The organism is Rhodobacter sp. NSM (assembly GCF_052244495.1).
GTDB lineage: Bacteria > Pseudomonadota > Alphaproteobacteria > Rhodobacterales > Rhodobacteraceae > Cereibacter_A.
This window is the reverse complement of record NZ_JBQPXH010000007.1, coordinates 173,730-198,807: the sequence shown is the minus strand read 5'-3', so window position 1 is coordinate 198,807 and position 25,078 is coordinate 173,730. Positions and strand designations below refer to the sequence as shown.

Below are 25,078 nucleotides of genomic sequence, written 5' to 3'. Positions count from 1 at the left end.
TCGTGCAACCTACTGCAACTGTTATTCTTTTCGGACCGCGGCGTGACCGGATCAGCCATCTTCGCCGCCGTGTCTCAGGCGGCGTGATCGTCGAAGATTCCCGGCTGAAGCTCTTCCCAGAAGACGAAGATCGCCCGTGCATTCAGGGCAGAAGACCAACCGTGCCTGGCAAAATCCTCCCTTTCCAGGTCCCCCTCGAGCCTCCTGAGGAAGAGTCGGCGGTCGGCGTCCCGCTGAGTCGGATTGCGCGACTCGGCCACGGCACGGACGCGCGCCATGCGATCGGCACGCTCCCTGCGTTCCGCCGCGACGGCCGCTTCCCGTGCGGCTTCCATCCGCGCCCGCTCATCCTCAGCCTCCTTCCTGCGGGCGAGCGCTTCGATCGCTTCCGGCGAGGGCTGGGACACGGGCGTTGCGCCATAATCATCGCGCAGGGCGGCGGAGAGGTAGCGGACCGGGCTGGCCACCCTGCCCTGCCCCGCGACGTAATCGAGTTTCCCGGCCACATGGCTCTCGCCGTGTTCCGCGATCCACTGCCGCGCGAGGCGGTCGCCGACGCCGATCTCGATCAGGCGGTGGTACGTGCGCGAGCTGCGGACTGCTTCGCCGTCGTCGATCTCGAACATGGCGAGCTGCGGGTTCTCCTTGATGAGGAACCGGATGTCGGTGACCGCCCGCGCCATCTTCCGGAACTCGGGGGTGACGATGATGTTCGAGCTCTTGTTCACCTCTGCCACCGCCGGCTTGATGATCTTCGCGTTGAGCTGCTTGAAGTTCTCGTAATAGGCGCTGTCGTCCACGCCCATCAGTCGGCGGAAGATGTCGATGGGCCACCATCCGGTGGAACCCGTGCGCACGAAGCGGAAGCAGTTCTCGTAAAGCGCCAACGCATGGCCCGAGGTGAACCGGCGCTGGATGTTCAGGTTGATGAGCGCGAAGACCTTCGGGTCGTGCAGCTTCTCGGCCAAGGCGGGCGAATAGGCGTATTCGCAGATCCCGCCGGACAGCTTCGCATAGGACAGCAGGGAAGAGACGCCCCATTCCTGCCGCCCCTTCTGGTCCAGCATGTCCCACTCGGCCACCGTCTCGGCCAGACTGCGGAGCGACGCCTTCAGCGTCTCCATGTCGTTGGAGTTGTAGCCGATCATCAGGCAGAGCGTGCGCGCGTCTATTGCATGCTTCGGCCGGGTAATCAGGTGGTCGTACGCATTCAGAAGCAGCACGTTCGACAGCTTGCGCTGCAGCAGCGTCAGTTTTCCCGACACGTGGATAGCTGCGACGTTCTTCTTGACCGACTCGCGCCGCAACGCGCCCGTCAGTGCCGTGCGAGGTATCTCCGAGAGCGTGCCCTGCCCCGCCCTGCCCCGGCCAGCGATCTTCTGCGCCATGCCCTGCCCTTTTGTTCTGCTCGTGGGTAATGATGCCGGAAAAGGAACCTCGGCTCAAGCCGCCTTCGGGTACCGAACTTCTTCAGGCCGGAGCTCCCGTAGACGGGTACCTGGAAGGACGGCGCTCGGCGTTAAGGGACCTGTTTACGGGAGCCGCCACCGTCGCGGCCGCTGATCCGTAGATGAACAACGACCCCTAAGCCCTTGATGTGGCGAATCGGGACACGAAACCGTCGAATCGGGTCCGGAAACGGGTGCTCTTCAACCCGGAATCGGATGCTCTCTACCCCGGAAGCAGGTGCCCGTCTTCCTGTAGGCGGGTGCTTTTCAGCCCGCATTCAGGTACCAATGCGGAAATAAGTCGTTATGAAACAGACAGATAATGGTGGCAAAGACTCTCAAGTTCTGAAAGAACAGACAATCTTTGCCGTGTAATTGGATGCTTGTTATTGAAGCTCGGCATCCGGTTTCGCCTGCGAAACCTCCTGTAGACGCGGACACATGCGCCGCTGTCATATCCAGTTCCCGGCCTGCGCCCGATGTGCCATAGTTGCAGGCACAGGCAACGAAACATGTGACATCGAGCAGAGAGCGTAACATGAACCGCAAGACGGATATACCTCTGCCGCCCTACTTCAGTCTGGATCCGGCATCGGCCGCGTCCAAGCTTGGCAGGCCGGTGGATACGACGCGATTCGCAAAAGCAGCGGCCTTCTGCGCCCGCGGCCGGGACGATCTGGCCCGCAAGGGCTATGCGCCCGACGGAAAGAAGCGCCTGAGGAAGTTCTCCACTTGGGAGATCTGCCGGTACCTGATTCCCGTGGCATCGTCGCATCTGCGTCGGGTTCTGCGCAACAACCCCGAACTGCCCCAAGGCGAAGGAGAAGGCGGGTCGAAGTGGTTCACCCTCGAGGAAGTGCTCGCGCTGCGAAACTTCTTCGCCGAGGAAGGCGCGGCGAAGAAGGAGTATCGGCCCTACCGTCCGAAGGGTCTTCCGGCGAAGGTCGTGGCGGTGGCGAACTTCAAGGGGGGTGTCGGCAAGACCTCGACGGCGGCCCATCTTGCCATGTCCGCGGCACTGGACGGCTATCGCGTCCTGGTGATCGACCTCGATAGCCAGGGCTCGATGACCTCGATCATGGGGGGGAAGGTTGCCGACGAGTGGCAGACGGTCTTCCCCCTGCTGGCGAAGGATTACGCTCTGCATGTGCAGGAAGAGAACGAGGTTCGTCAGGCCAAGGGAGAGAGCCCCCTGCCCCTTGACGAGACACTGACCGAGGCGCTCAAGATCACGGCCGCGGATGTCGTGCAGAAGACCCACTGGCCGAACATCGACCTGATCGGTGCGCAGCTGAACCTCTACTGGGCCGAATTCCAGGTCCCCGTCTGGCGGATGATGCTTCGGCGCTGGCCGCTTTGGGACGCTCTGACAGGCTTCCTCGACCGCGAGGGTCTGCTGACGGATTACGACATCATCCTGCTCGATACCCCTCCTGCTCTTGGGTACCTTACGATAAACGCGCTGGCGGCGGCGGACATCCTCCTCGTGCCGCTGGGGGCATCATTCCTCGAGTTCGACTCGACCGGGCGCTTCTTCGACATGCTCTATTCCACGTTTGCGTCCATTGAGGATGGAGAGAACGCGGCGCGTCGTTCTGCAGGCCTGCCCGAGATGAAGTTCGAATGGGATGTCGTCCGCGCGCTCATCACGCGCTTCGATGCGAACCAGCAGACGGACCTCGCGAATGTGGTTCAGGCCTACTTCGGGGATTTCATGAACGCCTACCGTCAGGACTTCACGGCACTGGTGGGTCAGGCCGGTGAGCAGGTGAACGGGATCTACGAGGCGGACTACCGGGACTTCAATCGCGAAACCTATGTCCGCGGACGCGAGACGTTCGACAGGACCTATGCCGAGTTCAAGGAAATCCTGATCGGTTCGTGGTGGCGCGACCAGGCGATGGAACAGAAGGAGGCGCAGGATGGCGAAGCGCAGACGGCTTGAGGCGCCCTCTGTCGAGGAGCTGGAGGAGCTGGAGACGGGTTTCGCCCGCGAAACCTCATCCTCGACAAGACCGCCCATCGCGCAGGTCGCCGCCGATGCGGCCTCCCTCACGATGCCGATGCCGACGGCGGAGCGGGCCGCGGCCGCGCGTGACAGCGCCGATGCGGGTCGCCTTCGGCGGGCGGAGGCGGAGGGACTGCTGCTGCTCGAGATCCCGCTGGCAGAGATCCGGGCGGACGATCTGACGCGCGACCGCCTCAAGATCGACGGCGAGGAGATGGACGAACTGCGCGCCTCGATCCGCGCGCACGGCCTGCGCCTGCCGGTGGAAGTGTTCGCGCGGCCGGAGGGGCAGGGCGAGCGCTACGGCCTGATCTCCGGTTGGCGCCGTCTCTGGGCGCTCCGGTCGCTCCACGCGGAAACCGGCGATGCCCGTTACGCGCAGGTTCAGGCTTTGCTTCGGCACCCGACGGATGTCTCCGCCGCCTACGTCGCCATGGTCGAGGAGAACGAGATCCGAGCGGACCTCTCGCCCTATGAGCGGGGACGGATCGCCGCGCTCGCAGCGGGGCAGGGGGCCTTTGCCACGGTCGAAGAAGCGGTGGACGTGCTGTTCGGATCTGCTTCTAAAGCAAAGCGGTCGAAGATCCGCAGCTTTGCCCTGATCCATGAGGAACTGGGCGACCTTCTGAACTTTGCGCCTGCGCTTGGGGAGCGACCCGGGTTACGCCTGGCCCACGCCCTGCGGCACGGATATGCCGGACCGCTGCGCGAAGCTCTTGGCGCCGGGCTGAGCGGCGACGCGGAGACGGAATGGGCCCTCATGGAGCCGTTGGTGAAGGCGGCGGAGGGCGCGGCGCCGGATCCGTCACGTGGTGGCCGCCCGACCCGGAAACAGGTACCTGTCGTTGCTGACATCTCCGTCGAGGAGGCCTCTGACGGGCGTGGCTACGTGCTTCGGCTCGAAGGCGCTGACGTCAATGAGGAGTTGGTGCACCGCATCGCACAGGAACTTCGGAAGATCATTACGTCGGGGCGGGTTTGGCCCGCGAAACCGGGTTGACGATCATCCTGCGCGAAGCGCCACCTGGCTGTGGGGCTTCGCGCAGATGCCGCTGGACAAGGGCGGGTAGGGGCTGTCAGACTGCAGCAGAACGAACTGGAAAGAGCCTTGCGCCCACGTATCCATGGTCGGAACGGCTATCCAGTGAGCCCGAATATCTCCTTGCAGAACATCCACTTGCCGCTGCAATGTGCAGAATAACGCAGGAATGAGCGCTTCTGCAGCACCGCGGCCCGCGCCTCACTCAGGTCGCCGCCACTGTCGACATGGGCGACAGCAAGGAGCGCGTGCATCCTCTCTATCTCTCAACGCGGTTGAAGGCGCCGGTCTGGAAATTCTGGATCCGAGTTCCTAGATCACGGAACCAAAGACAGAAGGAGCGACCGACATGCGCCTCATCCTCGCCATCCTGCTGCCGTGGCTGCAGTTCTTCACGATCGGGCGTCCCTTCGCCGGCATCATCTGCCTTGTCCTGCAACTGACGCTGATCGGCTGGTTGCCGGCAGCCATCTGGTCCGTCTATGCGCTCAGCCAGTACAGCACTGATCGCAAGATCGAGCAGGCCTCCCGCAATCGTCGCCTTTGATCCCGAAGGTTTCGCGTCGAAACCGGCCGACGCGGAAATCGAGCGGTGGTCAATAGCGGGTAGCTCCGCCGTTGACCTGTCGGCAACCAGATCGACGCGTACCTGCATGGTTGCTTCTCCCGCGGGATCTCGAGCCACCGCTGCGGATCACCGTAGCTCCGTCCGGGCTTTTCCCGCTTTGCAGAACGTCCTCTTGATGAGAGTGTCGCGGTGACGATCGGCCGCAGGGCCCGGTGGAGGACCGGCGCGCTGCACCTGGCGCCGACGTTCCATCGAGGGAGGACAATCATGATGCGCTTCATCCTCGCCAGCCTTGTGGCCGGCGTCCTTTCGGTTCCCGCGGTCGCGGCCGACTACACCATTCTCGCGCCCGCCGCCCCTGGTGGGGGCTGGGACCAGACGGCCCGCACCATGCAGGAAGTGATGCGCGCCGAGGGGATCTCGGACAGCGTGCAGGTCCAGAACGTGCCGGGCGCGGGTGGAACGGTGGGGCTGGCGCAGTTCGTCGCTTCGGCGGCGGGCGACCCGAGCCAGCTCATCGTGGGCGGCTATGTGATGGTGGGCGCGATCCTGACGAACGGCTCGCCCGTCAGCCTCGATGACGTCACCCCGATCGCCCGGCTGACCGGCGAATACGAGGCGATCGTCGTTCCGACGTCTTCTCCCATCCAGACCATCGACGAGCTCGTCGAGCAACTGAAGGCCGATCCGGGCGCGGTTTCCTGGGCGGGCGGATCGGCTGGCGGGACAGACCATATCGCCGTCGGGCTTCTCGCGAAGGCTGCCGGCGTCGATCCGACCAAGATCAACTACATCGCCTTCTCGGGCGGTGGCGAAGCGATGGCCGCGATCCTCGGAAGTCAGGTGACGGCGGGTGTTTCGGGCCTCGGAGAGTTCCTGCCCCAGGTGCAGGCGGGCACCATGCGACTCCTGGCGGTCACCTCGCAGGACCGGATCGAGGGTGTGGACGCGCCGACGCTGGTGGAGTCCGGCTACGACGTGGTGCTTCAGAACTGGCGGATGGTCGCCGCGGCGCCCGGCCTCAGTGACGAACAGAAGGCCGCCGTCCTTGCGGACATCGAGAAGCTGAACGCATCGCAAGGATGGCAGGAGGCCCTCGCGACCAAGGGCTGGGCCAATACCTATCTCGCAGGGGCCGAGTTCGAGGAGCAGCTGGCCAAGGATACTGCTGCGACGGACGCCATCCTGCGGGAGATCGGGCTCGTCAAATGAGGCTGCGCTTCCCGGACAGGACGCTGCGGTTCGACGCGGGCGGCGTCGTGATCGGACTTCTGCTTTCGGGGCTCGGCGGGCTTCTCCTGTGGGAGGCCCACCGGCTGCCGCAGCAGGGCGGATATGGCGGGGTAGGGCCTGCCGACGTTCCGCGGATGATCGGCTGGGGCCTCCTGCTGCTCGCAGCCTGGACCGTCCTGGCCGCGGCGCGCGGCGGGTTCGACCCGCGGCCGCGCCAGCAGGTGCCTGCCGTGCTCTGGATCGTCGGCGGGCTGGCGGTGCAACTCGTGCTTCTTCCCGTGGCCGGATTTTCGATTGCGAGCGGCATTCTCTTTGCCTGCACAGCGCGCGGCTTCGGCCAGAAGAAGCTCTGGATCTCGCTGCCGGCGGGCATCCTCTTCGCACTCCTCGTCTATGGCCTGTTCGACGGGATCCTGTCCCTGAACCTGCCCTCGGGGCTGCCCGAGAGGCTTCTCTACGGAGGGTGAATGGGCACGTTCGACTTCCTGCTTCAGGGGCTTTCGGTGGCGCTGGAGCCGATGATCCTGTTCTACGCGCTGGTTGGCGTCACGCTCGGCACTGCCGTGGGTGTCCTGCCCGGCATCGGGCCCGCGCTCACGGTGGCGCTTCTGCTGCCGGTGACCTACGGGCTCGACCCGGCGGGCTCTCTGATCATGTTCGCCGGGATCTACTATGGCGGCATGTATGGCGGGTCGACCACCTCGATCCTGCTGAACACGCCGGGCGAAAGCGCCTCGATCGTGACGGCGCTGGAGGGCAACAAGATGGCGCGCGCGGGCAGGGGAGGGCCCGCGCTGGCGACAGCGGCGATCGGATCCTTCGTGGCGGGCCTTCTGGCCACGCTGGCTCTGGCACTCGTCGCACCGACCGTGGTGAAGCTCGCGCTGGTATTCGGGCCACGGGAATATTTCGCGCTGATGGTGCTGGCCTTCGTCACCGTCTCGGCCGCCTTCGGCGACAGCACGCTGCGCGGCCTCACCTCGCTCTTCGTCGGGCTGGCGCTGGCGGTCGTCGGGATCGACCAGTTGACCGGGCAGGCGAGGCTCTCCTTCGGGGTGCCGCAGCTTCTCGACGGGATCGAGGTCACGACACTGGCCGTCGCCCTCTTCGCGGTAGGCGAGGCGCTGTTCGTGGCCGGCCGCGGCATGCATCACGATGACCGGGTGATCGCCGTGAAGGGGTCTCTCTGGATGACGGCGCGGGATTGGGCACGATCCTGGAAAAGCTGGCTCAGGGGGACGGTGATCGGTTTCCCGATCGGCGCGATGCCGGCGGGCGGGGCAGACATCGCGAGCTTTCTCTCCTATGCCGCCGAGAAGCGCATGTCGAAGCACCCCGAGGAGTTCGGCCATGGCGCCATCGAGGGCGTGGCGGGACCGGAAGCCGCCAACAACGCCTCGGCGGCAGGGACGCTCGTTCCGCTGCTGACGCTGGGGCTGCCCACGACTGCGACGGCGGCGATCATGCTCGCGGGGTTCCAGCAGTTCGGCCTGCAGCCGGGACCGCTGCTGTTCGCCACGAATCCGCAACTCGTCTGGGGGCTGATCGCGAGTCTCCTGATTGCGAACGTCATGCTTCTCGTGCTGAACCTGCCGCTGATCGGGCTATGGGTGCGGCTTCTGACCATCCCGCGACCCTGGCTCTACGCCGGCATCCTTCTCTTCGCGACCCTGGGCACGATCGGGGTCAATCCCTCGCCGGTCGAGCTCGGGATGCTTCTGGGTTTCGGCGTGCTTGGCTACCTGATGCGCCTCTTCGGCTATCCGATCGCGCCGGTGGTGGTGGGGCTGATCCTCGGGCCGATGGCCGAGCAGCAGCTTCGCCGAGCGCTGGCCATCGCGCAGGGGGACGTGACAACGCTGGTGGCCTCGCCCGTTGCCGCGGTGCTCCTGTCACTCGCGGCGGCGGCGCTGGTGGTGCCAATCCTGATGCGCCGCTTCGGTCGCGGAGATGTCCTCGTGAAGATCGCCGCCGACGAGGATTGACGCCGGATGAAGCGCGGGGACCTGCCCGGCAGCCTGTCGTCACTTCAGGCCCCGTAGATCGCCCAGGACCGGGCCAGCCTGTCCTCGTCGATGTTCCGTCCGATGAGGACGAGCGTTCCCTCCTCGGGCGCGGGGCCGGGAAGGTCCGCGCCCTCGGGAAGGATCTCGGGCGGCTGCACCACCCGGCGCACCGACTGAAGCAGGAGCCGCCCCGCCGGCGTGCGAACGACACCCTTCACTCGCACCACGTCCTCTCCGCGTGCCTGCAGCAGCGCCGAAAGCCAGGTCGAGAGAGCGATCCAGCCGCCCTCCGCCCCGACCTGAAGGCGATGCGGGCGGATGGGCGCAGTCCGGGTCAAGGAGGGCAGGGGGAGCGGATCGGCCTCCATCGCGGGCAGCGGCACCTGCTCGCCCATCTCGGCCGCCGAGATCTCGGCACCGGGCGCAAGTAGCCTGAGGGTCGCGGCCAGCCGTGCCGTCGCCTCGGGCTCCGCTGCGGCCGGCTTCGTTACCACGAGCCGGCCGGCCGCCTCGATCTGCGCGCGCGCAAGCGGTTCGGTCGCCAGTTGGGACGGCCCGTGAAGCGCATCGACCAGCACCAGCGTTTCCGCCACGACCAGCCGCCGCGCCAGCACCGGATCGGCGGCCACGAGCGCGGCGATTGCGCCGGGATCGGCAAGCCCCGATGTCTCGAGCAGGATCCCCTCGATCGCGCCCGCCTCCGCTCCGCTCGTCCGCTCGCAGATCGTCCGAAGGGCGGCCGCAAGCTGCGCGCGGCCTTCGCAGCAGGCGCAGCCGCCGGCCAGCACGGTGACCTCTGCGGCGCCCCCGAGCAGCAGGTTGTCCACCGGCGTTTCGGCCGCCTCGTTCACCAGCAGAAGGTGCCGCGCGAAGCGCCCCTCGTGCAACTGATGGCGCAGCCAGGTGCTCTTGCCCGCGCCGAGGAAGCCGCCGAGGATGACCAGCGGCAGCCGTCCGCCGCGTCTCGCGTCACTCATCGCCAAGCGCGCGGGCAGACAGCGGGTCGATGGGCCGTCCGGCCATGCGGGCTGCCGCGATCCAGAGGGTTTGAAGGTCAGGAACCAGCTCGCGTTGGCCGCCGGGGGCGAAGATCTGCAGCCCCGGCGTCACGCCGTCGTCGTGGGCCTTGAGTCCGTAGGGCGCGAGCAGCCGGTTCACCGCGGCCAGCCGGCTGAAGCGGAGGCGCAACCTTTCGCCCGGAGTCTGGGCGCCGGCATCGGTCCAGTGCCCGGGAGCGGCGGGAAAGCCGCAGGCGCTGCACATGGCTGGTCCTCCGCCTTGGGTCAGATGACGTCGGGGCGCGTGCCGCCTTCGAACGGATACTTCCTGCGGAAATCGTCTGCGATCTCCTCGAAGGTCGCCCATTCCACGCCCTCATGGCCGTTGATGTATTCGATCAGCCGCTCGAGCATCAGCAGCACCTGCGGACGGCCCGACACGTCGGGATGGATGGTGAAGGCGAAGACGGCATAGTCCATCTCGCGGTAAACCCAGTCGAACTGGTCGCGCCACATCTCCTCGATGTCGCGCGGATTGACGAAGCCGTGGCTGTTCGGCGCCTTCTTCATGAACATCATCGGCGGCAGGTCGTCGACGTACCAGTTGGCCGCGATGTCCACGAGGTCGATCTCGTGGCCATGCTTCAGCGGATGCATCCAGTCCTTCGCCTGCTTGGTGTAGTCGATGACGTTCCACTCGTCTCCGACGCGGGCGTAGAAGGGCTGGAAGTCGCGGTAGCCCTGGCTGTGGTCGTAGCTGAAATCGTATTTCTTCAGCAGGGCCGCAGTCGAGGCCGACATCTCCCACCAGGGAGCCACATAGCCACGCGGTGCGCGACCGGAAAGCTTTTCAATCAGCTCGATCGACTTGACCAGCACGTCCTCCTCCTGCCGGGCGGTCATGGCGACGGGGTTCTCGTGCAGGTAGCCGTGGGCGCCGATCTCGTGGCCGTGATCGACGATCATCCTCATCTGGTCGGGAAAGGTCTCGAGCGAGTGCCCCGGAATGAAGAAGCTGGTGCGCAGATCGTATTTCCTGAACAGCCGCAGGAGGCGCGGGATGCCGACCTCGGTGGCGAAGATGCCGCGCTGGATGTCCGAGGGGCTGTCGCCACCGCCGTAGGAACCGATCCAGCCTGCCACCGAGTCGATATCGGTGCCGAAGGCGCAGTAGATCTTCTTGGCCATGGGAGTCTCCGGGTGAAGGGCGGCGGTGCCGCGGTGGGTCCGGCCGCAGGGCGCCCGGGTCAGGACGTTTTCGGGCGCCAGGCGAGATCGGCGAGATCGGCAAAGCGCTCGGGCCCGCCGGACATCAGGGCAAGGATCAGCGCGATCCGGGCCTTCAGCGCATCGAGATCACCCGCCCCGACGAGTCCGCGCGAGATCAGGTCGATCTCCGCCCCGGTCTGGCCGTAGGTGTGGCTCAGGACCCGGCCGCCGCGGGTGCGGCTGGCAAAGACGACCGGCACACGCCGCCTGGCCTCGCCCAGGGCGTCTGCCCAGGCGGGGTGGGCATGACCGCCGCCCGCAAGATCGGCCACGATACCCGCTGCGCCGGCCTCGAGGGCCGCAGGCACCAGATGCGGCGGGTCGCCGATGCCGGGTTTGAGGATAGGCACGAAGGGCACCTCCGTTCCGTCAGCGACCGAGAGCGCCGGACGGCGGGGTGCGGGCCCGCGCAGCACGGGGCGGCCTTCGGACATCCAGCCGAGCGGAGCGGGCGAGCGGAAGGCGCCGGTCGAGGAGGTGTCGCCCTTCTGCACCCAGGACGCGGCATGGATCACGTCGTCGAAGACCACGAGCACGCCCTGCCCACGGCACGCGGGATCCGCTGCGCAGGCCACCGCAGCGGCCAGATTCGCCGGACCGTCCGGTCCCGGAAGCGAGGGGTTGCGCATGGCACCCGTCACCACGACCGGCATCGCGCCGCCATGAAGCAGGTCGAGCGCGAAGGCCGTCTCCTCGATCGTGTCCGTGCCCTGGGTCACGACGACGCCATCCACGCCTTCGGTTTCATGAGCATGGATCTCGGTGGCGAGCCTCAGGACGAGCGGCAGGTCGATCTCGGTCGAGGGAACATTGGCGAGGTTCCGGGCGCCGATATGGGCGATCCCGCCCGCCGCCGGAACCGCGTCGAGCAGATCGGCCGCCGTCAGGCTGGGCACCACGCCCGGACCGGCCCCCTGAACGCTGGCGATGGTTCCGCCGAGCGCGATGATCTCGACCCGCGGCGTCACGCCCAGCGTCCTGCGTGGCTCATGCTCGGTCTCCCTGCCTGTCCGGAACGTTCCCGCAGCGCCCGTGCGGCAAGGTGCAGGCTAGCAAAACGACTTCGGGATGCAATGCACGAGGAAGCCGTCCGGCCGATACGCACCGGCCGACCGGCCGCTGGCGAGAATCCGGCAGGATGCCGGCAGTCAGCGGTCGGGCACATATCCGCCGAAGCGCTCCATCCTCGCCTCGAAGGCCAGCAGCCGCTCCGCGGCATCGGGCGAGCGCGCGGCCATGGCCGACAGCAGCAGTTCGACCGTGATGAAGGCGGCCGTGAGCGAGGGCATGATCTGCGGCCCCGCCATGGGCAGGCGAACCACCTTCCACGCCCCTTCGGCGATGGGCGAGGAATGGCTGTCGGTCAGCGCCAGCACGCGCGCGCCGCAGTTGCGCGCGATGTGGCAGGCCCGCACGACCTCGACCGAATAATGCTCGTAGGTGATCGCGACCACGATGTCCTCGGCGCTCGCGTCCGAAACCTGATCCAGGATGCCGCCCGGCGTCACCGGAACCTCGATGAAGTTCGGAAAGGCATGCGCCCCGACATACGAGAAGTAATGCGCGATGCCGAAGCAGCTCCGCACCCCGACAGTATGGACGCGGCGCGCCGAGAGCAGCGGCTCGATGCAGCTTTCCAGAAGCTCCATCCCCTCGGCCGAAAAGAGCGCCTCGACATTCCCGAGGTTCGCGGCCAGCGCCTCTTCCCAGATGTCGGCTCCCGAGCGGTGGCGAAGGGCCTGTGCCCGCTCGCCGTAGCGCGTATTGCGGCGTTGCACGACCTGCTGCACCGCCGACCGGAAGCTGTCGTAGCCGTCGTAGCCCAGCTCGCGCGCCAGCCGGGTCACGGTGTTCGGATTGGTGCCCGCCTGAGCAGCCAGGCTGCGGATCGAGCTGAAGGCGACCACGGCGAGGTTGTCGAGCAGCCAGACCGCGAAGCCACGCAGGATCGGCCCGTCGCCCGCTGCCACGCGGATCAGCGCCTGCCGGATCTCCGTCTCCTGATGCATGCGTCCAAGGCCCCGCGTCCGTCCCGCCCCGACGGATGCACGCATTGGCGCGACCGCGGCGAGACAATTCAATTGCATTGTGTTACGGTCACAAATATCACAAATGAATTATCCTATCGAGACCAAGTCCAACAGGAGGAACAACAAGATGAGAACGGGAAAACCTGCTCTGGCCGGCGCCCTTGCGGGCGCGCTCGCCGTGCTGGCGTCGCCGGCCCTCGCACAAGAGAATTTCGTCTCGATCGGCACCGGCGCGGTCACCGGCGTCTACTATCCCACGGGCGGCGCCATCTGCCGGATGATGTCGCGCACCCGCTCCGAACACGGTATCCGCTGCGCGGTCGAAAGCACCGGCGGCTCGGTCTACAACGTCAACGCGGTCCGCTCGGGCGAACTGGACTTCGGCGTGGCCCAGTCCGACGTGCAGTACAAGGCCTACGAGGGTGAGGGCACCTTCGCAGAGCAGGGCGCCTATCCGGAACTGCGCTCCGTCTTCTCGCTGCATCCCGAGCCCTTCACCGTGGTCGCCCGCGCCGATGCCGGGATCGCCAACTTCGAGGATCTGAAGGGCAAGCGCGTGAATGTGGGCAACCCGGGCTCTGGCCAGCGCGACACGATGGAAGTGCTGATGAACGCGCTCGGCTGGACGATGGGCGACTTCACCCTGACCTCCGAACTGCAGGCCGGCGAGCAGAGCCAGGCGCTTTGCGACAACAACATCGACGCGATGGTCTACACGGTCGGTCACCCCTCGGGCTCGATCCAGGAGGCGACGACGGCCTGCGACGCGACGCTGGTGAACGTCTCGGGCGAAGCCGTGGACAAGCTGGTGAACGACAACCCCTACTACCGCAAGGCCACCATCCCGGGCGGAATGTATCGCGGCAATCCCGAGGACACGCAGACCTTCGGGGTGGGCGCCACGCTCGTCACCTCGGCCGAGACACCGGACGACGTGGTCTATGCACTGGTGAAGGCGGTCTTCTCGGACATCGACCAGTTCCGCAGCCTGCATCCGGCCTTCGAGAAGCTCGAGCCGGCCGAAATGATCAGCGATGGCCTCTCGGCGCCGCTCCATCCGGGTGCGGAGAAGTACTTCCGCGAGGCGGGGCTGCTCCAGTGATCCCGCGCCCCTGAGGGCCCCGATCTACGGGCCGCCGCGCGCTCCGGCCGCGGCGGCCCTTCGCGCAGGAGGGACGCATGACCGACGAGAGCGAGCACAAGGGCAGCCGCAGCTTCACCGACGAGGAACTTCAGGATCTCGTCGCGAGCACGGACAGCGGCGGACGAAATCCCTCCAGCCGTGGCGTCGCGATCTTCATCGCGGCCACGGCCTTCCTTTGGTCGCTGTTCCAGCTCTGGATCGCGCAGCCTCAACTCTGGTTCGGCCAGTACCTGCCGGTGCTGAACTCGTCGCAGACGCGGCCGGTGCATCTCACCTTCGCGATCCTGCTGGCCTTCCTCGCCTATCCCGCGCTCAAGAGTTCGCCCCGCGACCGTGTGCCGATCCTCGACTGGGTCCTGGCTCTCGCGGGGGCGGGCTGCGCCTTCTACGTCTTCCTCTTCTCGCGAGAGCTCGCTGTGACCGCGCGGGCGGGCCTGCCCACCCCGGCGCAGATCGTGGTCGGCGCGGTGGGGATCGTGCTTCTGCTCGAGGCATCGCGCCGCGCGCTCGGCCCGGCGCTGACCGTGGTGGGGGTGATCTTCCTGCTCTACGCCTGGATGGGGCAGGGCTGGCTCATCCCCGACATCATCGCCCACTCGGGCCTGTCCTTCACAGCCATCGTCAATGCCCAATGGCTCGACACGAACGGGGTCTTCGGCATCCCGCTCGGGGTCTCGACGGCCTTCGTCTTCCTCTTCGTGCTCTTCGGGGCACTTCTCGACAAGGCAGGGGCCGGCAACTACTTCATCCAGCTCGCCTTCGCGGGGCTCGGTGCGCTGAGGGGCGGCCCCGCCAAGGCGGCCGTCGTGGGCTCGGCCATGACGGGCCTGATCTCGGGCTCGTCCATCGCGAACGTGGTGACGACCGGCACCTTCACGATCCCGCTGATGAAGCGCGTGGGCTTCTCCGCCGAGAAGGCCGGCGCTGTCGAGGTGGCCTCCTCGGTCAACGGGCAGATCATGCCGCCGGTGATGGGTGCGGCCGCCTTCCTGATGGTTGAGTTCGTCGGCATCTCCTATGTCGAGGTGATCAAGCACGCCTTCATCCCGGCGGTGATCTCTTACATCGCGCTCGTCTACATCGTGCATCTCGAGGCGTTGAAGCGGGACATGCCGGCGCTGGGGCCTGCGGTCAACCTGGGGCGGATGTTCGCGAAGATCGCGGTCGGCTTCGTGGTGACGGGCGCGGCCTTCACCGCCCTCGTCTGGGCGATCCAGGCCTTGCGCGGCGCTGCTCCGGGGATCTCGGACTGGGTGGTGCTGGCGGTGCTGGCGGTGGTCTACGTCCTCATGGTCCGCACCTCCGCCCGCCGGCCCGACCTCGCGCTCGACGATCCGAACGCGCGGCAGATCCGGCTGCCCACGGTGGCCGAGGTCTTCCCGACCGGCCTGCACTACCTGCTGCCGATCCTCATCCTCGTCTGGTTCCTGATGATCGAGATGCAGTCGCCCGGCAAGTCGGCCTTCTATGCCGTGGTCGTGATGCTCTTCATCATCGTGACCCAGCGCCCGCTGAAGGCTCTCTTCCGCGGCGAGGATGCGGGACGGGCGCTCGGCGCGGGCTTCGGCGACCTGATCGAGGGAATGATCGCCGGTGCGCGCAACATGATCGGCATCGGCGTCGCTACCGCCGCGGCCGGCATCATCGTGGCGACCGTGACCAAGACCCCGATCGGGACCGAGCTCGCGGGTCTCGTCGAGATGCTCTCGGGCGGGCATCTCTTCGTCATGCTCCTGCTCGTCGGGCTCTTCTCGCTGATCCTCGGCATGGGCCTGCCCACGACCGCGAACTACATCGTCGTCTCCTCGCTGATGGCTTCGGTCGTGGTCTCGCTCGGCGCGCAGGAGGGGCTGATCGTGCCCCTGATCGCGGCGCATCTCTTCGTCTTCTACTTCGGCATCATGGCCGACGTGACCCCACCCGTGGGCCTCGCAAGTTTCGCCGCGGCCGCCGTCTCGGGGGGCGATCCGATCAAGACCGGCTTCACCGCCTTCTTCTACTCGCTCCGGACCGCCGCGCTGCCCTTCCTCTTCATCTACAACCCGACGCTGATCCTCTACGGCGTGGATCTCGGAACCTGGGCCGGAATGCTGCAGGCCGCGGGCGTCTTCGTCGTGGCGACCATCGCCATGCTGCTCTTCGCCGCGGCGACGCAGGGCTATTTCCTCGCCCCGTCACGGCTCTGGGAAAGTGCGGCGCTCCTCCTCGTGGCCTTCACGCTCTTCGTGCCGGGCTTCTGGCTCGACCGGGTGATGCCGCGCTTCGAGGAGCGTCCGCCGGGCGAACTGGCACAGGCCTTCGACGCCGCCGCACCCGGAGACACGGTGCGCTTCGTCGTCCAGGGGCCGGACTTCACCTCCGGCCGGTCCACCACGCTGACGGTGGTCCATACCGTGGACGAGGAGGCGCCAGAGACGGGCCGGGCCGAGGCGGCGGGCCTCCTCCTCCTGCCCGAGGAGGGGCGGCTCTACATGGACGAGCCGATGTTCGGCACCGACTACCAGCAGCGGCTGCAGGGCTTCGACTTCTACGGCACCGAGCGGGTCGAGGTCACCGCGCTGCAGAGCCCGGCCGACAGGCCGCCGAAACAGCTGTTCTACATTCCCGCACTGTTGCTTCTGGGGCTGGTGATCGCCCTCCAGCGGCGGCGGCAGACCAAGCCCGCCTTCTGAGAGCCATCGAGGAGGAGATCATGGCACGCACCATCCTGCTGCCCGTCGATCTGGGCAACCCTGCCGCCCATGCCGCGACGCTGACCGAGGCGCTGAAGCTTCTCGAGCCGGAGGGGACGCTGCATGTCGTCTCGGTCCTGCCCGACTACGGCTATGCGCAGGTTTCGGGCTTCTTCCGGCAGGGCTTCGAACAGGAGGCGCTGAAGGAACTCGGACAGCGCCTCTCGGCCTGGGTTTCCGAGGCGGTGCCCGATGGCGTGACCGTGCATCCGCATGTGATGCATGGCACTGTCTATGACGAGATCCTGCGCGCGGCCGGCAAGCTTGGCGTGGACCTCATCGTCATCGGCGCCCACCGGCCCGAGTTCAGCGATTACCTTCTCGGCCCCAATGCCGCCCGCGTGGTGCGGCATGCGCGCCAGTCCGTCTATGTCGTGAGGACCTGACACCTATGCCCGGACATGTCTTCGGCCGCTCCACCCGGGGCAGCCTTCCGGTCGCCGCCGCCGGCGACGGCTGCTACATCCTTGATGCTGAGGGCCGGCGCTATCTCGACGGATCGGGCGGGGCGGCGGTCTCCTGCCTCGGCCATTCCAATGCGTCGGTGCGGGCCGCGCTTCACGACCAGCTCGACCGGCTGGCCTTCGCGCATACCGGTTTCTTCACCTCCGAACCCGCCGAGCGTCTGGCCGATCGTCTGGCGGCCGCGGCTCCCGAAGGGATCGAGCGGGTCTATCTCGTCTCGGGCGGCTCCGAGGCGGTCGAGGCGGCCCTGAAGCTGGCACGGCAGTATTTCATGGAGCTGGGGCAGCCGGAGCGGCATCGCGTGATCGCGCGCCGTCAGAGCTATCACGGCAACACGCTCGGGGCCCTTGCGGCGGGCGGCAACGAGTGGCGCCGCGCGCAATTCGCGCCGCTGCTGGTCGAGACCTCGCATATCGCGCCCTGCTACGAATACCGCGGCCGGGCGGAGGGGGAAAGCGTCGAGGCCTACGGCCTGAGGGTGGCGGATGAGCTTGAGGCCGAGATCCTGCGCCTCGGGCCCGAGACGGTCATGGCCTTCGTGGCCGAGCCGGTGGTCGGGGCGACCGCCGGTGCGGTGCCGGCGGTTCCGGGCTATCTCAGGCGGATCCGCGAGATCTGCGACCGGCACGGGGTGTTGATGATCCTCGACGAGGTGATGTGCGGGATGGGCCGGACGGGCCACCTCTTCGCCTGCGCCGAGGATGGCGTGGCGCCCGACATGATCGCCATCGCGAAAGGCCTCGGCGCCGGCTACCAGCCAATCGGGGCGCTGCTGGTGCAGGGCCGCATCTACGACGCGATCGCCGCGGGCTCGGGCTTCTTCCAGCACGGGCACACCTACATGGGTCATGCGATGGCCGCCGCCGCGGCGAATGCGGTTCTGGACGAGATCGAGGACTGCGACCTGCTGTCTGCGGTGCGGCAGCAGGGGGCGCGGCTCGAGGCGCTGCTGCACGAGCGGCTGGGCCAGCACCCGCATGTGGGCGACATCCGCGGCCGGGGCCTGTTCCGCGGCATCGAGCTGGTGGCCGACCGCGACACGAAGGCGCCTTTCGACGCCGAGCGGAAGCTTCACGCGCGGATCAAGGCCGAGGCCCTCGCAGGCGGCCTCATCTGCTATCCGATGGGCGGGACGATCGATGGGCACCTTGGCGACCACATCCTTCTCGCGCCGCCGTTCATCATCTCGGATGCGCAGGTGGAGGAGCTGGTCGGGAAACTGTCGGACGCGCTTGATCGCGCACTCGCGGCATGACCCGGGCACCCATGGCATGCGACCCTGCCGGTAACCGCCTGCGAGACGCGGCGCCATGACCGTCCTGCCGCGCGTCATGCTCGCGCCGAACGGCGCGCGGCTCACGCGAGCCGATCATCCGGCGCTGCCGGTCACGATCCCAGAGATCGTCGCTGCCGCGCTGGCGGGGCAGGCGGCGGGCGCGGACGGGCTCCATGCCCATGTCCGCGACGCCGAGGGGCGCCATGTGCTTGATGCCGGCCTCTACGCCGAGCTCTTGGCCGAGCTCGACCGGAGGGCGCCGGGCCTCCCGGTTCAGGTGACGACCGAGGCTGTCGGCCGCTACTCCCCGGCCGATCAGCGCGCGCTGGTCGAGCGGCTGCGCCCCGCCTTCGTCTCGATCGCGCTGCGCGAGATCGCGGCGGAGCCCGATGCCCGCCTCACCCGCCGCTTCTTCGCCTTCTGCGCAGAGGCGGGCTGCCATGTGCAGCACATCCTCTACGACCGCGAGGATATCGCGCGCCTTGCCGCCGCCGTTGCGGACGGCACGATCCCACGAGCGGGACTGGCGGCGCTGATCGTCCTCGGGCGCTACACGCCGGGACAGGTCTCGGCACCGCAGGATCTCGACGCGCCGGTATCGGCGCTGCTCGGAATGCTGCCGGACACCGACTGGGCCGCCTGCGCCTTCGGATCGCGGGAAACGGACTGCCTAGTCGCCGCGCACCGGCTGGGCGGCAAGATGCGGATCGGCTTCGAGAACAACCTTCTCCAGTCCGACGGCAAGGTGGCTGCCGACAACGCCGCCCGTGTGACGGAACTGGTGGCGGCTCTTCGCACCGTAACCGCATCCATTTGACCTCGGACATTGGCCGGAGGGGACCGTGCCCGGGCAGGCTTCCGCACGCTTGAGGGCGGGCAGATGGGGCCGTCAGACCTCTTCCCGCTGGGCCCAACGCCCCTTCCTGTCGAGAACCTGCGCCGGGTGACAGGCTTGCGGCCTGAGACTGTCGGGCGCCGTCACCTTTGGCCTATTTCAACGGGTCGTGCCCCCAGTTCATCAGTGAATACCGCCAGCGTGAGTGTTCCTTGTCATCGACCGGTCCACCCTGTGCCGTGTGACGGCGGATGTAGCCCACGACATGGCCCATGTGGTTCCAGTCGTCCTCCGCCAGATCGGCCTTCCTCTTGTGCTTGATCTGCACGATCCGGCGGCCCGAGCGGTGACCGGTGCTCTCGCCGTCGCTGCTGGTGTCGCCCACGCCGTGGCTTTCTTCGGTGTCCAGCCATCGCTCGAGGTCTGCCGGGGGCATGTTCACGAGTTCCTGCCATTCCGTCCAGATCTGGTCCCTCGACTTCGTCATCCCGTAATCCTCCGGTCCGAAGAACGGGAAGGCGGAGACCAGGTTCCGCGCCGTCTGCATGGCGACCGTCCGTCGCAGGCGGAGCCGGTTGCTCCCGAGGTCTCGTAGGCCGAGAAAGGTGTAGGGCGTCCGGCGCGGCGAGCGGTATCGACAGGTTGGCGCGGGGCCGGACGCCGACGTGGATCCCCCTCCGGGTGGAGGGCGGAAATCAAAGGATGGGACGCATGCTGATCCTGCTGGAAACCATGGTGGCGCTGCTGGCCGCGATAGCGGTCTTCATCGGACTGATGGCCGCGACAGCCGCGCCGCCGGTCATCCTCGCCCTCATCGCGGGGCTCGGACTTGCGATCTACATGTCGCGCAGGGCCGATGCGCGGGCCATCGCCCGCTCGGCCGGCGCGAAGAGACCGGTTCGGTCCCGCGCCGCTTCGTAAGCCCCGACGAGGGTGTCGGCTGCCCGCATTGGTGGTCGAGCGGCCGGAGGTTGCAGGCTCTCACACGGTGCGAGCCCGGCCTCTTCCCGGTGCAGCGGGAAAAGGCCGGTCCGGGAGCGGGCGCGCCTGGGCTGAAGATCAGGCGACCGCGCGGAGGTCGGGATGTGCAGGCTCGGCCTCACCGGCAGGTTGAGGCTCTTCCGAGCCGGTGCGGAAGTAATTGACGCTGGTCAGAAGCTGCCTCGCCCGGCCTGCGAGCTCGTCCGCATCCTCGTCCAGCAGTCGCGATGCGGCCTCGGTCTGCTGCGTCACGCGATCCAGCGCGTCGATCGAGAGCGAAACCTGACGTGCGCCTTCCGAGAGTTCCCGGGAGGCAACCGAGATATCGGTGACGAGGTTCGAGGTGCGCTCGATCTGTGGCACCAGTTGTCCGATCATCTCGCCCGCGCCGGCGGCGGCGCGGGCGGTCTGTGCGGAGAGGGTGGAGATCTCGGCGGCAGCCTCGGCGCTGCGCTCGGCAAGGCGGCGCACCTCGGCCGCGACCACCGCAAAGCCCCGGCCCTGCTCGCCCGCCCGGGCGGCCTCGACCGCCGCATTCAGCGCGAGCAGGTCGGTCTGGCGCGCGATCTCGCTTACCACGCCGATTCGGTCGGCGATCTCGCTCATCGAGCGCACGGCCTCGGCGACCGCCTCGCCGCAACGGCGTGCGTCGTCCGCCGAGGAGCCCGCGATCCGGGCGGTCGTGCCCGCGTTCTCTTCGGACTGCGTGATGTTCCCCACCATCTGCTCGACCGCGGCAGATGCCTCAACCGTGGCCGAGGCCTGTTCCTCGGTCCCCGCCTTGAGCTGGCCGGAGGCCGAGGCCATCCGCCCGCTCGCCGCTGCGACATCCCGGGCAGTGACGGCGACTTCATCGACCACGGCGCGCAGCTTCAGCAGCATCGTGTTGCTCGCCCCGAGAAGGTCGGCCAGCTCGTCCCGTCCGCGGACCTCCTCGCTCTGAGTAAGGTCGCCACCCGCCACGCGCTGCGTCAGCGCCAGCGCCCGCCGGAGGCCGCGGCCGATGGAAAGCGTGATCCAGAGTGCTGCACCCGATCCGAGGACGCCGGCGAGGGCGGCGATCAGGAGCACCAGCGTGATCATGTCGCGGACATCCGCGTCCGAGTCGGCCTTGACGCGTTCCAGTATCGCCAGCTTGTGCGCCAGGAGTTCTTCGGACAGAGCCTCGAGCGAATGCTCCATCGCGCTCGCGCCCTTCTCGCGCAGGTAGGCCGCTGCTCCCGCCGGATCGCCGCCAAGCGAGAGGATCAAGGCGCGGTTGTTCACCCGCTGGATCTGCTTGCGGAGGTCGTTGTAGCGCAGCAGGATGTCCGAGGTCTGTTCGTCCCCGGCGCTGTCGCGCAGCGCGCGCAGGGCGCGCCGCTGGATCATCCGACCTTCCTGAACGCTGGTCTCGATCTGGAACGCGGATTTCGCGTCGCGGTCCAGCAGATGCGCCCGGATGCTGGCCATCACGCGATACTGGCCGATGCTCAGGCGCTGCGCGAGCACCACCTGGCTGACATGCTCGTCGATCACCTGCGTCATGCGTGCATCGACACGCTGGAGGTGGAGCAGGGCTATGGCGACGGCGAGACCGGACATGAGGAAGACGACGGCGAAGGCCATTGCCAGCTTGATTCTGATCGTGAACTTCATGCTTCTGCACCTCCTGCGGACCGATCACACGGGCGGTCTCGAGTCCGCCCACCTTCCGGATAGCCCCTCAATTCGCCCGAGGGGATCATCCATAGGAGGGGTTTAGGAAGTCTTTCGGATGGACAGGTACTCGCTCGGAAAACGCGCCGGACGAAGCGGTGCTGCAATCGGATCCGCATCGGGAGAGGAGCGGCCCGGCATGTCGGCTTGCCCGATGCGGGTCCGCTACCGGGCGAAAACGAGGGATGCGATCTCGCCGCGGGGGCTGCGCGGCCTGAGGACAAAGCTCGCCCCCATGCGCCGCGCTGCCGACTCGACGATGGCGAGGCCGAGGCCGCTGCCCTGGCCTGTTGCCACGGCACCGCGATAGAAGCGCTCGGTGATCCGATCGCGGTCCACGGCGGGGATACCGCGCCCTTCGTCGCGGACTTCCGCCCTCCATCCGCCGCCATCGGTCCGGAGCACGAGATCGACGCGTCCGCCCGTGACGCTGGCGTGGACGGCGTTCTCGACAAGGTTGCGCAAGGCGGTCACGAGAAGCCCCGGCTGCGCCTGCAGGCGCGGAGCGAGAGCCTCTTCGCAGTCGAGCTCCAGCACGACGCCGTGCCGGCGCGCCGCAGCGGCCGTCAGGTCCATCACGTCCGCCCCGATCCGGGCGATCTCGCGCGGCTCGCTGTCGGCTGCGCCAGAGTCCACCGCCGCGAGGTCAAGCAATTGGTGAACCAACCGATCGGTCCGGTCGACGGCCCGGTGGATCTGCGCGAGCGCGTGATCCCGGGTGGCCGGATCCGGCGCCAGACGCGCGACATCGGCCTGCATCTTCAAGCCGGCGAGAGGGGTCTTCAGCTCGTGCGCGGCATAGGCGGTGAAATCCTGCTCGCGCCGGCGCGCAGCGCGGACGCGGCCGAAGAGGCCGTTGAGCGCCTCGACCATCGGTGCCACCTCGCGCGGAGCGGAGGCTTGCAGGGGCTCCAGATCCTCCGCACCCCGGCGCGAGAGTTCCTCCGCGACGCGGCGGAGCGGGGCAAGCCCGCCCCTCAGGCTGAGCCAGATGCCGGCGGCCAGAAGCGGCAGGACGGCGAGCGCGGGCCACATGAGCCCCATCACCATGTCCTGAAGCAGCCGCTCGCGCATGCTCAGGCTGTCGCCCACCATCACGCGGATCCCGCGCGCTTCGTCCAGAAGGGTATGGACGCGCCAGGTGACGCCGTCCACTTCGCGGTCGCTGAAGCCTTCGGGGACCACCGAGAGTGCCTTCTGCGGTGCCTGGGACGATGCGGCGAGGCGGGTTCCGTCCAGTGCCCAGACCTGGCAGGACAGCTGGCTTGCATAATCGTGCCCCGACCCTCCGGGCAGGGCAGGGGCCGCCATCCGCATGGCCGTATCCAGCGGCAGTCCCCTTGCATCGACGAGGCTTGCCACCATGCGCGCGGCCTCCGCCAGACGGTTGTCGAGCACGCGGTTCAGCTCGGTCCGCGTCGAGGACTGGATCCAGAGGGCGGCCGAGATCCAGACAATGCCGGTGGCAGCGAGAAGAACGAGGAACAGTCGGCGCTGGATCGAGCTCATTTCGCCTCCGCGAGACGGTAGCCGGCGCCGCGCACGGTTTCGATGAAAGCGTGGCCGAGCTTGCCGCGCAGCTTGTGCACATGGACCTCGATCGCGTTGCTCTCGATCTCTTCCTGCCAGCCGTAAAGATGCTCTTCGAGCTGGCCCTTGCTGAGGATGGTGCGGGGCCGCGCCATGAGCATCCTGAGAATGGCGAATTCGCGGGGCGACAGCGGCACCCGCTCGCCGTCGCGCAAGGCCTCGAAGGTGGCGAGGTCCAGGGAGATGCCGTTCCACGCGGGATTCGTAGCAGCCAGGGTCGCCGGGCGCCGCCCGAGAGCGCGGAGGCGCGCGCCGAGTTCTCGCAGGTCGACGGGTTTGCCGAGGTAGTCGTCCGCGCCGAGGTCAAGCCCGCGCACCCGGTCGTCCAGGCGGTCCCGGGCCGTCAGCACCAGCACGGGCACCGCTTCCCCTGCCGCGCGAAGGTCAGACAGCAGATCGAGTCCCGACCCGTCCGGCAGCATGAGGTCCAGAACGATGGCGTCGAAGCGGCCGACGGCAAGCGCCGTCCGGGCATCCTCCAGCGAGCCCACGGCTTCCGGGCTGAATCCGCCGAGCCGCAGGCCCACCTGCAGCCCGTCCGAAAGCACCGCATCATCCTCGATGACGAGTATCCGCATGTCCTCTGCGCCCTCCTTCGGTCCTGCGTGAGGTAGCATGAGGGCGACCCCCGGCGACAGCCGCGCCGTGCGAAGCCGAAGCAGGCGCCGCTTAAGGCAAGCTTAAGCCCCGGCGGGCGGTGACCGAGCCGATGCCTCCGCTCGCGACTTGTCTCCCTGCGGAGGGGCTCGGGCGCGGGCTTGGCCCCGGAGGCAGCCGATGGCCGGCTTTGCCAGCCGGTTGGCCGAGAGTCCGGCGAAGGCGCGCCTCTTTCCTTGCTGCTCCGCAAAGACCGGGGCGTCGCGCAGGGGCAGGGAGGGGGCGTCCGAGGCGAGAGGAGCAAGATGCAAGACCCGACGATGCCGGGCCCGCGGCTGGAGGAAGAGCGGAAACCGCCGCTCCTGCCCGGCGACCTGATGATGTGGATCCTGATCGTGTCCGAACTCATCGTCTTCGGCGCGGGCCTCGCCGCCATGCTCGCTGTGCGGCTGGGCGATCCCGCGGGCTTTGCCGCGGCTCAGGACCTGCTGGACAAGGGCGGGGCGGCGCTCAACACCGTCGTTCTCGTGACCTCCGGTCTCTTTGCGGCGCTGGCGGTCCGGGCTGCCGAGGCGCGCAGCACCGGCGCCACGCGCCTTCTTCTTGCCGGAGCGAGCGCGCTGGGCCTGCTGTTCCTTGCCGTAAAGGGGCACGAGTTCCGCGGTCTCGCCGCCTCGGGCATCTCGACCGAAACCCATGCGTTCTTCATGTTCTACTACCTGCTTACCGGCTTCCACGCGGCGCATGTCGCAGCGGGGGTCCTGTTGCTCGGCGGTGTCGGCTGGCGCTGCTGGCCTGCGGGCGTCGAGATGGCCGCCGCTTTCTGGCACATGGTCGATCTGGTCTGGGTGCTGATCCTGCCGGTCGTCTACCTGTTGAGGTGAAACATGACCCTGCGCACGGCATGGCTCCGGCTCCTCGTCCTTACCGCGGCCTCGGCGACCTTCGCGGAGCTCGCGGCGCGCGGAGTGGCGGGTCCGGCCGGCTTCGCCGCAGGCGGTATTGCCGTCCTCGGACTGAGCTGGTTCAAGGCCCGCACCATCCTCGCCTCCTACCTGCGGCTGGACGAGACGCCCGAGGCGCGGCGGATCTTTGCCATGGTGCTGGCCCTCTATCTTCTGCTGCTGGGCGCGCTCTTCCTCGCACCGCTGGCTTGAAGCG

Annotated in this window: 24 protein-coding genes; 14 read left to right on the top strand and 10 right to left on the bottom strand. The window is 67.7% G+C overall.

The genetic code is table 11. The features are described from left to right. Positions 1-74: 74 nt before the first annotated feature. Positions 75-1,388 (bottom strand): replication initiation protein, encoded by a 1,314-nt coding sequence (locus tag ACTVZP_RS15160; protein ID WP_443212998.1) that lies wholly within the window; start codon positions 1,386-1,388, stop codon positions 75-77. A 598-nt stretch (positions 1,389-1,986) separates the two neighbouring features. Between ACTVZP_RS15160 and ACTVZP_RS15155 the strand changes: the two genes are divergently transcribed. From ACTVZP_RS15155 to ACTVZP_RS15130, 6 genes are all read left to right on the top strand, one after another. Further along, a complete protein-coding gene (locus ACTVZP_RS15155) occupies positions 1,987-3,393 on the top strand; it encodes an AAA family ATPase (RefSeq protein ID WP_443212997.1) in 1,407 nt (468 codons plus the stop codon). Then, positions 3,371-4,456, top strand: a complete 1,086-nt coding sequence (locus ACTVZP_RS15150) for a ParB/RepB/Spo0J family partition protein (protein WP_443212996.1) — start codon at positions 3,371-3,373, stop codon at positions 4,454-4,456. The genes ACTVZP_RS15155 and ACTVZP_RS15150 overlap by 23 nt, the downstream gene beginning before the upstream one ends. A gap of 388 nt (positions 4,457-4,844) precedes the next feature. After that, positions 4,845-5,042 (top strand): YqaE/Pmp3 family membrane protein, encoded by a 198-nt coding sequence (locus ACTVZP_RS15145; RefSeq protein WP_443212995.1) that lies wholly within the window; start codon positions 4,845-4,847, stop codon positions 5,040-5,042. A 288-nt stretch (positions 5,043-5,330) separates the two neighbouring features. Next, on the top strand, positions 5,331-6,275 hold the full coding sequence (locus ACTVZP_RS15140; RefSeq protein ID WP_443212994.1) for a Bug family tripartite tricarboxylate transporter substrate binding protein: 945 nt from the start codon (positions 5,331-5,333) through the stop codon (positions 6,273-6,275). After that, a complete protein-coding gene (locus ACTVZP_RS15135) occupies positions 6,272-6,763 on the top strand; it encodes a tripartite tricarboxylate transporter TctB family protein (RefSeq protein ID WP_443212993.1) in 492 nt (163 codons plus the stop codon). Before ACTVZP_RS15140 ends, ACTVZP_RS15135 begins: the two co-directional genes overlap by 4 nt. After that, on the top strand, positions 6,764-8,281 hold the full coding sequence (locus ACTVZP_RS15130) for a tripartite tricarboxylate transporter permease (protein WP_443212992.1): 1,518 nt from the start codon (positions 6,764-6,766) through the stop codon (positions 8,279-8,281). A 44-nt stretch (positions 8,282-8,325) separates the two neighbouring features. Here the strand turns inward: ACTVZP_RS15130 and ACTVZP_RS15125 are convergent, their stop codons facing one another. The 5 genes from ACTVZP_RS15125 to ACTVZP_RS15105 all read right to left on the bottom strand — a co-directional run bounded on the left by ACTVZP_RS15125 (position 8,326) and on the right by ACTVZP_RS15105 (position 12,578). Continuing rightward, positions 8,326-9,279, bottom strand: a complete 954-nt coding sequence (locus ACTVZP_RS15125) for a CobW family GTP-binding protein (RefSeq protein ID WP_443212991.1) — start codon at positions 9,277-9,279, stop codon at positions 8,326-8,328. Further along, positions 9,272-9,565, bottom strand: coding sequence for a hypothetical protein (locus tag ACTVZP_RS15120; RefSeq protein ID WP_443212990.1), 294 nt, complete (start codon positions 9,563-9,565; stop codon positions 9,272-9,274). Before ACTVZP_RS15120 ends, ACTVZP_RS15125 begins: the two co-directional genes overlap by 8 nt. Before the next feature lie 20 nt (positions 9,566-9,585). Next, complete coding sequence (locus tag ACTVZP_RS15115; protein WP_443212989.1) at positions 9,586-10,488, bottom strand: polysaccharide deacetylase family protein; 903 nt, start codon at positions 10,486-10,488, stop codon at positions 9,586-9,588. Between the two features lie 59 nt (positions 10,489-10,547). Then, a complete protein-coding gene (locus ACTVZP_RS15110) occupies positions 10,548-11,537 on the bottom strand; it encodes an asparaginase (RefSeq protein ID WP_443212988.1) in 990 nt (329 codons plus the stop codon). A gap of 180 nt (positions 11,538-11,717) precedes the next feature. Further along, on the bottom strand, positions 11,718-12,578 hold the full coding sequence (locus ACTVZP_RS15105; protein WP_443212987.1) for a MurR/RpiR family transcriptional regulator: 861 nt from the start codon (positions 12,576-12,578) through the stop codon (positions 11,718-11,720). A 148-nt stretch (positions 12,579-12,726) separates the two neighbouring features. On the opposite strand from ACTVZP_RS15105, the gene ACTVZP_RS15100 reads away from it, so the two are divergent. The 5 genes from ACTVZP_RS15100 (at position 12,727) to ACTVZP_RS15080 (ending at position 19,033) form a co-directional block, all read left to right on the top strand. Then, positions 12,727-13,701 (top strand): TAXI family TRAP transporter solute-binding subunit, encoded by a 975-nt coding sequence (locus ACTVZP_RS15100; protein WP_443212986.1) that lies wholly within the window; start codon positions 12,727-12,729, stop codon positions 13,699-13,701. Positions 13,702-13,778: 77 nt separating this feature from the next. Continuing rightward, complete coding sequence (locus ACTVZP_RS15095) at positions 13,779-16,415, top strand: TRAP transporter permease (protein WP_443212985.1); 2,637 nt, start codon at positions 13,779-13,781, stop codon at positions 16,413-16,415. A 20-nt stretch (positions 16,416-16,435) separates the two neighbouring features. Then, positions 16,436-16,861 (top strand): universal stress protein, encoded by a 426-nt coding sequence (locus ACTVZP_RS15090; RefSeq protein WP_443212984.1) that lies wholly within the window; start codon positions 16,436-16,438, stop codon positions 16,859-16,861. Positions 16,862-16,866: 5 nt separating this feature from the next. Next, entirely contained in the window at positions 16,867-18,195 is a 1,329-nt protein-coding gene (locus tag ACTVZP_RS15085) for an aspartate aminotransferase family protein (protein WP_443212983.1), read from the top strand. Positions 18,196-18,250: 55 nt separating this feature from the next. Next, positions 18,251-19,033, top strand: a complete 783-nt coding sequence (locus tag ACTVZP_RS15080) for a 3-keto-5-aminohexanoate cleavage protein (protein ID WP_443212982.1) — start codon at positions 18,251-18,253, stop codon at positions 19,031-19,033. Between the two features lie 172 nt (positions 19,034-19,205). Here ACTVZP_RS15080 and ACTVZP_RS15075 read toward each other — a convergent pair whose 3' ends face one another. Further along, the gene (locus ACTVZP_RS15075) at positions 19,206-19,538 is read right to left on the bottom strand and encodes a DUF3140 domain-containing protein (protein WP_443212981.1); all 333 of its coding nucleotides are present in this window, start codon (positions 19,536-19,538) and stop codon (positions 19,206-19,208) included. A gap of 224 nt (positions 19,539-19,762) precedes the next feature. On the opposite strand from ACTVZP_RS15075, the gene ACTVZP_RS15070 reads away from it, so the two are divergent. Further along, positions 19,763-19,972 (top strand): hypothetical protein, encoded by a 210-nt coding sequence (locus ACTVZP_RS15070; protein WP_443212980.1) that lies wholly within the window; start codon positions 19,763-19,765, stop codon positions 19,970-19,972. Between the two features lie 138 nt (positions 19,973-20,110). Here the strand turns inward: ACTVZP_RS15070 and ACTVZP_RS15065 are convergent, their stop codons facing one another. From ACTVZP_RS15065 to ACTVZP_RS15055, 3 genes are all read right to left on the bottom strand, one after another. Further along, the gene (locus ACTVZP_RS15065; RefSeq protein ID WP_443212979.1) at positions 20,111-21,670 is read right to left on the bottom strand and encodes a methyl-accepting chemotaxis protein; all 1,560 of its coding nucleotides are present in this window, start codon (positions 21,668-21,670) and stop codon (positions 20,111-20,113) included. Positions 21,671-21,895: 225 nt separating this feature from the next. Next, on the bottom strand, positions 21,896-23,239 hold the full coding sequence (locus tag ACTVZP_RS15060; protein WP_443212978.1) for an ATP-binding protein: 1,344 nt from the start codon (positions 23,237-23,239) through the stop codon (positions 21,896-21,898). Next, the gene (locus tag ACTVZP_RS15055) at positions 23,236-23,898 is read right to left on the bottom strand and encodes a response regulator transcription factor (RefSeq protein WP_443212977.1); all 663 of its coding nucleotides are present in this window, start codon (positions 23,896-23,898) and stop codon (positions 23,236-23,238) included. Before ACTVZP_RS15055 ends, ACTVZP_RS15060 begins: the two co-directional genes overlap by 4 nt. A 324-nt stretch (positions 23,899-24,222) precedes the next feature. Between ACTVZP_RS15055 and ACTVZP_RS15050 the strand changes: the two genes are divergently transcribed. Both ACTVZP_RS15050 and ACTVZP_RS15045 read left to right on the top strand, forming a co-directional pair. Beyond that, the gene (locus tag ACTVZP_RS15050; protein ID WP_443212976.1) at positions 24,223-24,801 is read left to right on the top strand and encodes a cytochrome c oxidase subunit 3; all 579 of its coding nucleotides are present in this window, start codon (positions 24,223-24,225) and stop codon (positions 24,799-24,801) included. Between the two features lie 3 nt (positions 24,802-24,804). After that, positions 24,805-25,074 carry a hypothetical protein gene (locus tag ACTVZP_RS15045; protein WP_443212975.1) on the top strand — a complete coding sequence of 90 codons (270 nt, stop codon included), beginning with the start codon at positions 24,805-24,807 and terminating at the stop codon, positions 25,072-25,074. Positions 25,075-25,078 lie beyond the last annotated feature (4 nt).

What these genes read in the sequence shown, in the direction of transcription:
- ACTVZP_RS15160 (WP_443212998.1), bottom strand. Translation starts at nt 1,388, where the DNA reads ATGGCGCAGAAGATCGCTGGCCGGGGCAGGGCGGGGCAGGGCACGCTC.
- ACTVZP_RS15155 (WP_443212997.1), top strand. Translation starts at nt 1,987, where the DNA reads ATGAACCGCAAGACGGATATACCTCTGCCGCCCTACTTCAGTCTGGAT.
- ACTVZP_RS15150 (WP_443212996.1), top strand. Translation starts at nt 3,371, where the DNA reads ATGGCGAAGCGCAGACGGCTTGAGGCGCCCTCTGTCGAGGAGCTGGAG.
- ACTVZP_RS15145 (WP_443212995.1), top strand. Translation starts at nt 4,845, where the DNA reads ATGCGCCTCATCCTCGCCATCCTGCTGCCGTGGCTGCAGTTCTTCACG.
- ACTVZP_RS15140 (WP_443212994.1), top strand. Translation starts at nt 5,331, where the DNA reads ATGATGCGCTTCATCCTCGCCAGCCTTGTGGCCGGCGTCCTTTCGGTT.
- ACTVZP_RS15135 (WP_443212993.1), top strand. Translation starts at nt 6,272, where the DNA reads ATGAGGCTGCGCTTCCCGGACAGGACGCTGCGGTTCGACGCGGGCGGC.
- ACTVZP_RS15130 (WP_443212992.1), top strand. Translation starts at nt 6,764, where the DNA reads ATGGGCACGTTCGACTTCCTGCTTCAGGGGCTTTCGGTGGCGCTGGAG.
- ACTVZP_RS15125 (WP_443212991.1), bottom strand. Translation starts at nt 9,279, where the DNA reads ATGAGTGACGCGAGACGCGGCGGACGGCTGCCGCTGGTCATCCTCGGC.
- ACTVZP_RS15120 (WP_443212990.1), bottom strand. Translation starts at nt 9,565, where the DNA reads ATGTGCAGCGCCTGCGGCTTTCCCGCCGCTCCCGGGCACTGGACCGAT.
- ACTVZP_RS15115 (WP_443212989.1), bottom strand. Translation starts at nt 10,488, where the DNA reads ATGGCCAAGAAGATCTACTGCGCCTTCGGCACCGATATCGACTCGGTG.
- ACTVZP_RS15105 (WP_443212987.1), bottom strand. Translation starts at nt 12,578, where the DNA reads ATGCATCAGGAGACGGAGATCCGGCAGGCGCTGATCCGCGTGGCAGCG.
- ACTVZP_RS15100 (WP_443212986.1), top strand. Translation starts at nt 12,727, where the DNA reads ATGAGAACGGGAAAACCTGCTCTGGCCGGCGCCCTTGCGGGCGCGCTC.
- ACTVZP_RS15095 (WP_443212985.1), top strand. Translation starts at nt 13,779, where the DNA reads ATGACCGACGAGAGCGAGCACAAGGGCAGCCGCAGCTTCACCGACGAG.
- ACTVZP_RS15090 (WP_443212984.1), top strand. Translation starts at nt 16,436, where the DNA reads ATGGCACGCACCATCCTGCTGCCCGTCGATCTGGGCAACCCTGCCGCC.
- ACTVZP_RS15085 (WP_443212983.1), top strand. Translation starts at nt 16,867, where the DNA reads ATGCCCGGACATGTCTTCGGCCGCTCCACCCGGGGCAGCCTTCCGGTC.
- ACTVZP_RS15080 (WP_443212982.1), top strand. Translation starts at nt 18,251, where the DNA reads ATGACCGTCCTGCCGCGCGTCATGCTCGCGCCGAACGGCGCGCGGCTC.
- ACTVZP_RS15075 (WP_443212981.1), bottom strand. Translation starts at nt 19,538, where the DNA reads ATGACGAAGTCGAGGGACCAGATCTGGACGGAATGGCAGGAACTCGTG.
- ACTVZP_RS15070 (WP_443212980.1), top strand. Translation starts at nt 19,763, where the DNA reads ATGCTGATCCTGCTGGAAACCATGGTGGCGCTGCTGGCCGCGATAGCG.
- ACTVZP_RS15065 (WP_443212979.1), bottom strand. Translation starts at nt 21,670, where the DNA reads ATGAAGTTCACGATCAGAATCAAGCTGGCAATGGCCTTCGCCGTCGTC.
- ACTVZP_RS15060 (WP_443212978.1), bottom strand. Translation starts at nt 23,239, where the DNA reads ATGAGCTCGATCCAGCGCCGACTGTTCCTCGTTCTTCTCGCTGCCACC.
- ACTVZP_RS15055 (WP_443212977.1), bottom strand. Translation starts at nt 23,898, where the DNA reads ATGCGGATACTCGTCATCGAGGATGATGCGGTGCTTTCGGACGGGCTG.
- ACTVZP_RS15050 (WP_443212976.1), top strand. Translation starts at nt 24,223, where the DNA reads ATGCAAGACCCGACGATGCCGGGCCCGCGGCTGGAGGAAGAGCGGAAA.
- ACTVZP_RS15045 (WP_443212975.1), top strand. Translation starts at nt 24,805, where the DNA reads ATGACCCTGCGCACGGCATGGCTCCGGCTCCTCGTCCTTACCGCGGCC.